The organism is Geminisphaera colitermitum TAV2 (assembly GCF_000171235.2).
Lineage (GTDB): Bacteria > Verrucomicrobiota > Verrucomicrobiia > Opitutales > Opitutaceae > Geminisphaera > Geminisphaera colitermitum.
In genome coordinates this window covers 1-1,028 of the sequence record NZ_ABEA03000049.1, presented here as the reverse complement: position 1 = coordinate 1,028, position 1,028 = coordinate 1, and the positions used below count along the sequence as shown (strand labels likewise).

Here is a 1,028-nt window from a genome sequence, read left to right as displayed (position 1 = left end):
CGGGGTGCGCGGCGGGGACGGCGGCTTCGTAGGTGCGGAAGTAGCCGTTGATGTTGGGGCGGCCAAATTCGTTGTTGAAGGCGGCGCCACCAAGGGGGCCTTCGATCATGATGTCGAGGGCGCTGACGATGCGGTCGGGTTTTCCGTTGTCTTTTTCCCAGGGTTGAATGGCTCCGGGTATGCGGAGGTTGGATACGGTGAATCCGGTGAGGCCGGCTTTGGGTTTGGAGCCGCGTCCGGTGGCTCCTTCGTCGCGGATTTCACCGCCGGAGCCGGTGGCTGCGCCGGGGAAGGGGGAGATGGCAGTGGGGTGGTTGTGGGTTTCGACTTTGCAGAGGATGTGGATGTCTTGTTCGTGGGCGGCGTAGTCGCCGGTGGCGGGATCGGGATAGAAGCGTCCGCCGCGGGTGCCTTCGAGTACGGCGGCGTTGTCTTTGTAGGCGGAGAGGATGCCTTCGCTGTGGAGTTGGTGGGTGTTGCGAATCATCTGGAAGAGCGAGCGGTCGCGTTTTTGGCCGTCGATGTCCCAGGTGGCGTTGAAGATTTTGTGGCGGCAGTGCTCGGAGTTGGCCTGCGCAAACATCATGAGTTCGATGTCGTTGGGGTCGCGTCCGAGGGTGGTGAAGGATTTGACGAGGTAGTCGATTTCGTCGTCGGCAAGGGCGAGGCCGAGGTCGCGGTTGGCGGCGACGAGCGCGGCACGGCCTTGGGCAAGGACGGGCACGGTGGTCATGGGGCGGGGGTGTTCGTGTCGGAAGAGGGCGGAGAGGGCGTCGGTGTTTTGGAAAACGGTTTGTGTCATGCGGTCGTGGATACGAGCGCGGAGTCGGTCTATTTTTTCGGCGGGGAGAACGTGTAGCGGGGGTCGGAGGGCGGCGTTGTCGAGGGTGATGGTGTAGGCGATGACGCGTTCGATGCGTTTGATCGCGCCGAGTCCGCAGATGTGGGCGATGTCGGTGGCTTTGCTCGACCAGGGGGAAATGGTGCCGGGGCGCGGTGCAACGATGAGGGTGAGGGCGGAGGGGGGG

General features: G+C 63.7%; 1 pseudogene. It reads right to left on the bottom strand.

Annotation, left to right across the window (positions count from 1 at the left end):
* Positions 1–1,028 (bottom strand): annotated as a pseudogene (locus tag OBACDRAFT_RS06125) (phosphoribosylformylglycinamidine synthase); the annotation flags it as partial.